The following is an 8786-nucleotide window of genomic DNA, read 5'->3' as shown; positions in this document are numbered from 1 at the left end:
AATCATTCTTGGCGGCTTTGCCGCCTAGAATGAGGCCGGTCTTGGAGACTTTTAGCGATCTTTGCTAAAAGGCTTCAAGCCGTGCCCACCACGTTCCAGCCAATTTCGCCAAGCGTGCGGAGCGCCGATTTGCCATACAGTTTAGTCTTGTCCGAGCCTCTTCTCGGCCTCTTTATTATACGCTGATTTTCTGAAAATATCCGGGGACTACACGCCCGTGGCCGCCGTCAGCGCCACGTGCATCATGTCGCTGAAGGTATGGGCCCGTTCCTCGGCGGTGGTTTCTTCCCCCGTGAGAATGTTGTTGGAAATGGTTAGGACGCCCAATGCCCGTCGATTGTACTTAGCGGCGATGAGGTAAAGTGCGGCGCACTCCATCTCCAGGGCCTTGATCCCGTATTGCTGCCACAGAGGGAAGTCCTTGCCCTCGGCGTAGAACTGGTCCTCGCTGAGCACATTGCCCACGTGGACCGAATAACCGGCGTCCTTAGCGGCGTGGTAAGCCTTGTCCAGCAGGTCGAAGTCGGCCAGCGGGGCGTAATGGATGCGGTCGCTGAAGGTGTGATCGACCACGGCGGAATCCGTGGAGGCGCCCTGGGCCAGCACAATGTCGCGCACGTTGACGTCGGGGTCGATACTGCCGGCAGTGCCGACGCGGATCAGGGTGTGGACATTATAGTCATTGATCAGCTCGTTCACGTAGATACTGATGGACGGGATGCCCATGCCGGTGGCCTGCACAGAGATGCGGGTGCCAGCGTATTCGCCGGTGAAGCCCCAAGCGTTGCGGACGGTATTATAACGGGTGGCATCAGTCAAGAAGTTCTGGGCAATATACTCGGCCCGAATCGGGTCGCCGGGGAGCAAGACGATGTCGGCGATGTCGCCGGGTTTGGCTGCAATATGGGTACTCATTTCGTGTTTGCCTGCTTTCTCATTGAATTAGACGAGGTCAGAAAGGAAACTGCGGCCGATACCGTTGCCGGCCACGTTGAAGTTGTCGAGGATGGTGGCGCCCAGGTCGGCGAAGGGCGAGCGGATGCCGAGGCTGCCGAAACTGGTCATGCTGGGGGAATAGGCCAGCAGCGGTACATATTCGCGGGTGTGGTCGGTGCCCTTGAAGGTGGGATCGTTGCCGTGGTCGGCGGTGATCATCAGCAAATCGGTGGCGCGCAGCACCGGCAGCAGCTCACCCAAGCGGGCGTCGACGGCTTCTAAGGCCTCACCGTCCCCCTGGGGGTTGCGCCGGTGGCCGTACATGGCGTCGAAGTCCACCAGGTTGGCGAAGGCAAACCCGGTGAAGTCCTCGTCTTGAACGGCGTGGAAGACATGGTCCATGCCGTCCATGTTGGATTCATTGTGCCAGCCTTTGGTGATCCCTTGACCGGAGAAGATGTCGTTGATCTTGCCGATGCCCAAGGTGGTGTAACCAGCTTGCTGCAGCCGGTCCAAATCGGTCGCGGCGGTTGGCGGCAGGGCGTAATCGTGACGGTCGCTGCTGCGGACGAAGTGGTCCTTGTCGGGGCCGCTGTACGGCCGAGCAATGATGCGGCCGATGCGGTAAGGCTGGTCGATGGTGATCTGGCGGGCGTATTCACAGATCCGGTAGAGTTCTTTCAGCGGAATGACGTCCGTATGGGCGGCGATTTGGAGCACCGAGTCGCCGGAAGTGTAGACGATCAAGTCGCCCGTCTTCATCTGTTCTTCGCCGTAATCGTGGATCACCTCAGTGCCGGAATAGGGCTTGTTGACGATGACGTGACGGTGCGCGAAGTCTTCGATTTTCTTGATCAGTTCATCCGGGAAGCCGTGGGGGAAGTAGCCCAGCGGTTCGGTGACGGGCAGGCCCATCATCTCCCAGTGACCGTCCATGCTGTCCTTGCCGGCAGAGACTTCGGCCATCTTGCCGAAGTAACCCAGGGGCTTTTCTTGAACAGGCACGCCCGCAATCGGCTTGTCCGGCCGGATGTTGCTCAAGCCCAGAGCGGCCATCGTCGGCAGGGCCAGGTGGCCCTGGAAGAAATCGCCGATATGGCCCAGGGTATCGCTGCCCACGTCGCCGAACTTGGCGGCGTCCGGCGCTTCGCCGATGCCGATGGAATCCAGCACGATAACAAAGACCCGCTGGTACTTCTTAACGTCGTTAACGAAATTCTTTTCTGCTGTCATTGGCTCAGTCCTCCGTCGTCACAATGGCCACTGATGCGCTGGCCCCGATGCGGGACGCGCCGGCCTTGATCATGGCCAGGGCATCGGCCTTGGTGTGGATCCCGCCAGCAGCCTTGACGCCCAGCCGGTCGCCCACCGTCTGGCGCATGAGGGCGACATCGTGAACGGTGGCGCCGCCGCTGGCAAAGCCGGTCGAGGTCTTCACGTAATCGGCACCGGCGGCTTCGGCCAGCTGGCAGGCGGTCACTTTCTCCTCGTCGGTGAGCAGCACCGCTTCGATAATCACCTTGAGCAGGCCGTGACCAGCGTGGGCGGCCTCAGCCACCGCCTTGATGTCGGCTTGGACAGCTTCTTTATGACCAGCCTTCAGTTCGCCGATATTCAGAACCATATCCAGCTCGTCGGCCCCGTCCGCCAGTGCCTGCTGGCTCTCGGCCACCTTGCTGGCCGTGGTCGTGGCCCCCAGGGGGAAGCCGATGACGGTGCAGGCGTTGACGTCCGTGCCGACCAGTTCCTGGTGAGTCAGCTTGACCCAGTACGGGTTGATGCAGACCGACGCAAAGTGGTAGTGCTTCGCCTCAGCGATGACCCGAGTCACCTGGTCTTCGGTGGCGTCCGGTTTGAGCAATGTATGATCGAGGTATTTAGCCAATGGTTTATCCATGTTGATTTTCTTCCTTTCGCGCGGCAGACACCGAAAAGTCACAGTTTGGGCGACACTTTGGGTGCCATTTTTTGCTGTAAAAACAGTACAATAGACCCAAGGAGATGGGTACCATGCTGCATTTATCAACGACGCAGACAGCGCTTCTGGCCGGCTTCAGTACCGGCGCCCAACGCCTGGCGGGCCTGGTATTGGCCTACCAGAACGGCGAGCAGGAGTTCACCCTGCCCCAGAATTGGCTTTGGCCCCAGCTGGGCCTGACCCAGACCGGTATGACCGGGCAGGAGATCACCGCCCGGCTCGCTGGCTGGACCCGTGAGCTGCGTCGCCTTTTCCCCCATTTTACCATGCGTGTCGGGGATAACGATATTCCTTCCGGCGACACCATCGTCACGATTCATTATTAATGCGGCAGAAAGGGGCGGACGCGAATGCTCAGTCCGTTAGAAAATTGGCTGGTGGGCCGGTACATGCGGATCCAGGCAGCCATACGCCAAAAGAAACTCTACATTGCGGTGACCCACACGTTGGGCAGCCTGCTGCCCTTCGTGGTGATCGGGTCGCTGCTCCAAGCCGTGAGCCGCAGTGTGTTCATGGCCAACGGCTTCTTCTATAATATTTATCACTTTGCCGACTGGTGGCCGGGGGCCCGCAGTGTGGGCACCGTAATGAACTCCTTAAGCGACATCACGATCAACTTCAGTATGTTCATCGCGGCTTTTCTCTTCGCCAAGTACTTAGCCCGGCTATATCAGCTGAACGACGGCATCGTGGGCTGGGTGGCACTGCTGGCCGCGATGATCTTACAAGTGAACTTCCTCACCGGACTGAACCGGTTGAACATCGCCGGCTCGCTGTCGAATAACGGCGGCGGGGTGCACAACCTGTTCATCGGCCTATTGGTCGGCCTGATGGCCACCCAGGGCTACCGGTTCTTCTCTTGGGTCGCCGGGCATTGGCAGCACCGGGCGATTACCTGGGAGGAAGAAACCTTCGTGACCCGCGGGCTGCACGCCATCTTCCCCGCCGGCATGGTGCTGGCGGCCAGCGTCGGCTTGTCGTTCTTGATCGGCCTCAGCGGTCAGGACGGCTTCGCCGGCTTGGTCCTGTACGCCATTGCGTTGCCGCGCTGGGCGTTTTCTCATGCCATCGTGACGATCATGGCGATCACGCTGTGGAACAACATCTTGAACGTGGTCGGCTTGTCCGGGCCGTTGTCGCCTTTCTCCCAGCTGACGGTGGATTCCCAGCAATCCACGGATAATCTGTCGGCAGCGCTGAAGGCCGGGTCGCTGAGCAATATTCCGCATCCGGTCACCTTCCATACCATCTATGATGTCTACGGGTCGATGGGCGGCAACGGGATGATGCTGGTCTTAGTGGTGGCCATTATCTTCCTGTCCCGCCAGCCGGACCGGCGGCGGGTCGCATGGTGGAGTCTGTTCCCTACCCTGATGAATTTCAACGACATTGGGCTAGTCGGCTTCCCGGTGCTCTTCAATCCCATCTATATCGTGCCGTATCTGCTGGCGCCGCTCGTCAGCATGTTCGTCGGCTGGACGGCGATTCGGCTGGGCTGGACGCCGCCGGTGGTCTATTCCACGTTCAACACCGCGCCGGGTTTTCTCACTGCCTTCTTGGGGACGAACGGCAGCTGGGCCGCGCTGGTGACCAGTGTGGTGGCCTTCGCGGCGGGTCTGCTGGTCTACATCCCCTTCATTCACATCGATAATCTCGTCTGGCTCCAGACACTGGCCGGCACCTTGCCGGCGCAGCAGCGAGAGGAGGCGAAGCTCAGTGGCCAAGAAGTACTCCCCGCAAGAGCGCGCGCAGCTGTCAAGAAGACCGAGTCGTACTAAGGTCCTGATCGGCCTCGTCGCCGCACTGCTCTTGGTGATTGCCATGGCGATCCCGGCCTATAATTTTCAGAAAGTGGCTGTGGCCAATGCCCGGGTCATCCACAACTCGCGGATGGCCCCGGTGATCTTCATCCCCGGCTCCAGCGCCACCCAGAATCGGTTCGACGCCCTGATCAAGGAACTGAACAGCCGCTCCACCGGGCACAGCTACTTCAAAATCACGGTGAAGACGGATGATTCGCTTTCCACTACGGGGAAAATCAGCCCCGGCGACAACGAGCCGTTCATCGTGGTCGGCTTCGAGAACAACAAGGACGGCTACAGCAACATCAAGAAACAGGCTCGCTGGTTCAGCATCGCCATGACCTGGCTGCAGAAGCGGTACCGGTTCAACAACTTTGTCGGTATCGGCCACTCCAACGGCGGCTTGATCTATACCCTGTACTTGGAGAAATACCTGGACCAGGACGACCTGACGATCAATAAGCTGATGACCATTGGGACGCCTTATAACCTTTCTGAAAAGAATATTGCCAACCGGACGGAAATTCTGTCCGACATGATCAAGGATAAGAGTGCACTGCCCAAGGACTTGCGCATGTGGAGCATCGCCGGTACGGAGAATTACTCAGACGACGGCATCGTGCCGGTAGAGTCGGTGGAAGCCGGCAAGTACGTCTACCAGGACCAGGTGCGCCAGTACACGCTGATCAACGTCACTGGCGACAACAGCCAGCACTCGGACCTGCCCCAGAACCGGGAGATCGTCGGCTATATTCAGCAGTACATGCTGACGAACCCGAATCAGAATCGGCCCGGGACCCGGGGGAATCCCACCCAGCCGAGCGCCAGCAGCAGCAGTCAGAAAAAGTAATGGGAGCGCAGTTGATGGTCATTGAGGGAATGTCTCAATGGCCATTTTAATTGTCTTCCAAGGAGTATGTTTGTCACCGGGGCAGCGTTGACGAGCCACCTTGGTGAAACGTCACGCAAATTGGTTATTGACAGCGGATTCAGCGGCCGTCATACTAATAGTGTGAAGTATCACAAAAGGAGAGTGCATGTATTTTGAAAATCAAAGCAGCCATTGTTGATAAACAGAATGCTGATTGGCAGATTCGCGACGACGTTGAGTTAGCGCCCATGGGGCCGGATGACCTGCAGATCCATATGGTCGCCTCCGGGATTTGTCACTCCGACGAAGCCTTGCGTATCGGCGACGCCGTTATCGGCTATCCCATTATCCTGGGCCACGAAGGCTCCGGTATCGTGGAGAAAGTCGGCCCCGAAGTCACCCAATTCCAGCCCGGCGACCACGTCGTCCTCAGTTTCTACGCCTGCGGCAACTGTGAGAACTGCCTGAAGGGTATTCCCACGCAATGCTTGAACTACGCCCACAATAACCTGTCTGGCACCCGGCCGGACGGCAGTGCCCACTTCACCGAGAACGGTAAGCCGGTCGCGGACATGTTCGACCAAAGCTCCTTCACGACGACCACCGTGGTGCGGGAACGCAACGCGGTCAAGGTGCCGAAGGACTTGGATCTGCGCATGCTCGGACCGCTGGGTTGCGGCTATGTGACCGGCTCGGGCACGGTCCTGAATACGCTGAAGCCGAAGCCCGGCGACACGATTGCCGTCTTCGGCACCGGTGCCGTCGGCTTGGCCGCCATGATGGCTGGCCGCATCGCCGGCTGCACCAAGGTCATCGGTATCGACATCGTTGATTCCCGCCTGGCCCTGGCCAAGGAACTGGGCGCCACCGACGTCATCAACAGCAAGGGCATCGACGTTGTCAAGGCTATCCAAGACCTGACCGACGGCCGCGGCGTGAACTGGGCAGTCGACACCACCGGCGTTACCGCCGTGATGGAAGACTCCATCAAGGCCCTGGCCCAAGGCGGTACTACGGCCACCATCGCCGTGACCAAGAACCACATCGATGTCGACACCTGGACCGACCTGTGCGTAGACGACAAGAAGATCGTCGGCGTCAACATGGGCGACTCCATTCCTCAGATCGACATTCCTCGCCTGATCAAGTTCTACCAGATGGGCATGTTCGACTTCGACAAGACTGAGAAGTTCTACAAGTTCGACCAGATCAACGAAGCCAACGCTGATTCCCGCTCCGGCAAGACCATCAAGCCGGTGCTGATCATTGACGAAGACTACGTTCCGGGCAACTAACAGAATACAATAACAGCAGTGAGAAAGGCCCCGCGGGATGCGGGGCTTTTCTTGTGGGTGGGGACTGGTGATTGCTGAAAGTGACACGGTGCTGGTGGCCGGCGGTTGCCAAATGGGCGAAATAGAGCAGAAAGGGGGACCTACACAAGCAAGCGCCATACAAAAACGGGCGGAGCAGAGCAGAAGCTAGCGCCTAGCGCAGAATCAGAGTAAAACCTAAGCCCGGGTTTTTCTCTGATTCTGCGCTAGGCGTACGCTTCTAACCGCTCTGCTCCGCCCTCTGCACAAAAAAGCAGCACCCAATGGGCTCGCCCACGGGGTGCTGCTTGTGACCAGTACCATGCTTGCGCATGATAACCAGCGGGCTCCACAACCCTAACTGGAAATATCCTGCAATCCGGCAGTGCCCATTCAAGGGCTGATATCCTGGCAGCGTTGGCGCATTACTGCGCCGCTACTCGACTCATCGCACACTGTTACGATAGCACGGCTGACTGCCGGGTTCAAGTGCGGTGGCGGTACCGCCAGCGGGCACGCAGGTATTGATTGTAGAATTCGCCCAACAGCTGGGCCAGCATGAAGCCGACAGCGATGGATCCGGCTACGAGGGAGACGCGCACCACCAGCCGCATGGATTGATCAATGTGGCCCAGAACCAGCTCCCGCACCGCTTGATACGCCGTCGCCCCAGGCACCAGGGGGAAGAGGCCGGGAATATTAAAGATAATCGCCGGCATCTTGTAGCGGCGGGCGAAGAGCACACCGGAGAACGCTAGGACAACTGCCCCGGCGGCGTTCGCCAGCATGCGGCCGGTACCCAACTCCCACAGGACCCAGTACACCATCCAGCCCAGTAGACCAGACCAGCCGCAGGGAATGAGGGCCCGCCGAGGAACGTTGATACACAGGGCAAAAGCCACCGTGGCAAAAAAGCTGAGCCCGGCTTGGGCGATAAATTGTAACCAAATCGGCATGACGCGTTCCTTTCTTAACTCTGCGGTGGTGCGGCTACATGAGAAAACGGAAGATCATCGCGATGCCCACGCCGATGGCCACCGCACTCAGAATGGCTTCGACGCCGCGGGCAATACCGCTGAGCAAGTCTCCTGCCAGCAGGTCCCGGATGGACGTGGTCAGCGCCACCCCCGGGACCAGCGGCATGACTCCGCCCAGCATGATGTTATCGATCGAATGGCCCAGCCCCAGCCGGACGCCATAGAACGCGACGAGGCCCACGGCCAGCGCCGCGACGGTTTGGGTGATGAAATACACCTTGGTGAATCGACCCAAGTAATATTGGACCAAGTATCCCGCCGTTCCGGCAACGGCTGATAGGGGCATATCCCACCAATCGTACTGGCCGGCGAAGATGATCATCAACAACGCACTGGCGACAGCGGCCCCGACACATTGCAACCATAACGGAAAGGTCGGGGTTCCTTCATCAACGTCCCGCAAGCGCGCATACAGCTGATCAAAATCGATTTTCCCAGCGGCGAACTCTCTACTCAGGTTATTCACGCGGCTGATCTTCTCAATGTTCAGTACCCGCTGCGTGACCGTACCCAATGACGTCAGCGGCCGATCCCGCAAGCCGACGAAGATGCCCGTCGGTGTGGTGAAGATCACTGGATGTTTGATGCCGGCATTTTGGGCGATTCGGCGCATGGTGTCCTCTACCCGGTACATTTCCGAACCATTGGCAATCATGAGCCGACCAGCGAGAATACAGGCATCCATCACCTGTTCCATGTAGTTAGCAACTTGCCGTCGTTGAACCTCCATCGTTATCCTGCTTTCTCAATGTATATTAGCTTTAGAATACGGGCTTCCTACAAGCTTGTAAAGCCGCAGTATGCTTTTTAGGCAGAAAAAAAGACATCCACCAACCAGTGAATGTCTTC

The 8786-nt window shown here is 58.6% G+C and carries 9 protein-coding genes; 4 read left to right on the top strand and 5 right to left on the bottom strand.

Going from position 1 to position 8786, the window contains the following annotated elements; translation table 11 throughout:
* Window positions 1–207: 207 nt before the first annotated feature.
* Genes deoD through deoC form a run of 3 tightly spaced genes read right to left on the bottom strand, consistent with a single transcriptional unit; the run spans window position 208 to window position 2833 of the window.
* Complete coding sequence (deoD, locus tag L248_RS14240; protein WP_022530965.1) at window positions 208–915, bottom strand: purine-nucleoside phosphorylase; 708 nt, start codon at window positions 913–915, stop codon at window positions 208–210.
* Window positions 916–942: 27 nt separating this feature from the next.
* Complete coding sequence (locus tag L248_RS14235; RefSeq protein WP_022530964.1) at window positions 943–2169, bottom strand: phosphopentomutase; 1227 nt, start codon at window positions 2167–2169, stop codon at window positions 943–945.
* Between the two features lie 4 nt (window positions 2170–2173).
* Window positions 2174–2833 carry a deoxyribose-phosphate aldolase gene (gene deoC / locus L248_RS14230; RefSeq protein ID WP_040537041.1) on the bottom strand — a complete coding sequence of 220 codons (660 nt, stop codon included), beginning with the start codon at window positions 2831–2833 and terminating at the stop codon, window positions 2174–2176.
* A 113-nt stretch (window positions 2834–2946) separates the two neighbouring features.
* Between deoC and L248_RS14225 the strand changes: the two genes are divergently transcribed.
* The 4 genes from L248_RS14225 to L248_RS14210 all read left to right on the top strand — a co-directional run bounded on the left by L248_RS14225 (window position 2947) and on the right by L248_RS14210 (window position 6882).
* Complete coding sequence (locus tag L248_RS14225) at window positions 2947–3240, top strand: hypothetical protein (protein ID WP_040537040.1); 294 nt, start codon at window positions 2947–2949, stop codon at window positions 3238–3240.
* A gap of 24 nt (window positions 3241–3264) precedes the next feature.
* Window positions 3265–4692, top strand: coding sequence for a PTS transporter subunit EIIC (locus tag L248_RS15465; protein WP_022530961.1), 1428 nt, complete (start codon window positions 3265–3267; stop codon window positions 4690–4692).
* A gap of 43 nt (window positions 4693–4735) precedes the next feature.
* Entirely contained in the window at window positions 4736–5566 is an 831-nt protein-coding gene (locus tag L248_RS14215; protein ID WP_052000093.1) for an alpha/beta hydrolase, read from the top strand.
* A gap of 194 nt (window positions 5567–5760) precedes the next feature.
* Window positions 5761–6882: an NAD(P)-dependent alcohol dehydrogenase gene (locus tag L248_RS14210; RefSeq protein WP_022530959.1), complete on the top strand. Its 1122-nt coding sequence runs from the start codon at window positions 5761–5763 to the stop codon at window positions 6880–6882.
* A 503-nt stretch (window positions 6883–7385) separates the two neighbouring features.
* On the opposite strand, the gene L248_RS14205 is transcribed toward L248_RS14210, so the two are convergent.
* A complete protein-coding gene (locus L248_RS14205) occupies window positions 7386–7856 on the bottom strand; it encodes a threonine/serine exporter family protein (protein WP_022530958.1) in 471 nt (156 codons plus the stop codon).
* A 34-nt stretch (window positions 7857–7890) separates the two neighbouring features.
* Entirely contained in the window at window positions 7891–8673 is a 783-nt protein-coding gene (locus tag L248_RS14200) for a threonine/serine exporter family protein (RefSeq protein WP_040537039.1), read from the bottom strand.
* Window positions 8674–8786: the final 113 nt, after the last annotated feature.

The organism is Schleiferilactobacillus shenzhenensis LY-73 (assembly GCF_000469325.1).
Lineage (GTDB): Bacteria > Bacillota > Bacilli > Lactobacillales > Lactobacillaceae > Schleiferilactobacillus > Schleiferilactobacillus shenzhenensis.
This window is presented reverse-complemented; position numbering and strand designations above follow the sequence as displayed.

What these genes read in the sequence shown, in the direction of transcription:
- L248_RS15465 (WP_022530961.1), top strand. Translation starts at nt 3,265, where the DNA reads ATGCTCAGTCCGTTAGAAAATTGGCTGGTGGGCCGGTACATGCGGATC.
- deoC (WP_040537041.1), bottom strand. Translation starts at nt 2,833, where the DNA reads ATGGATAAACCATTGGCTAAATACCTCGATCATACATTGCTCAAACCG.
- L248_RS14215 (WP_052000093.1), top strand. Translation starts at nt 4,736, where the DNA reads ATGGCGATCCCGGCCTATAATTTTCAGAAAGTGGCTGTGGCCAATGCC.
- L248_RS14205 (WP_022530958.1), bottom strand. Translation starts at nt 7,856, where the DNA reads ATGCCGATTTGGTTACAATTTATCGCCCAAGCCGGGCTCAGCTTTTTT.
- deoD (WP_022530965.1), bottom strand. Translation starts at nt 915, where the DNA reads ATGAGTACCCATATTGCAGCCAAACCCGGCGACATCGCCGACATCGTC.
- L248_RS14225 (WP_040537040.1), top strand. Translation starts at nt 2,947, where the DNA reads ATGCTGCATTTATCAACGACGCAGACAGCGCTTCTGGCCGGCTTCAGT.
- L248_RS14235 (WP_022530964.1), bottom strand. Translation starts at nt 2,169, where the DNA reads ATGACAGCAGAAAAGAATTTCGTTAACGACGTTAAGAAGTACCAGCGG.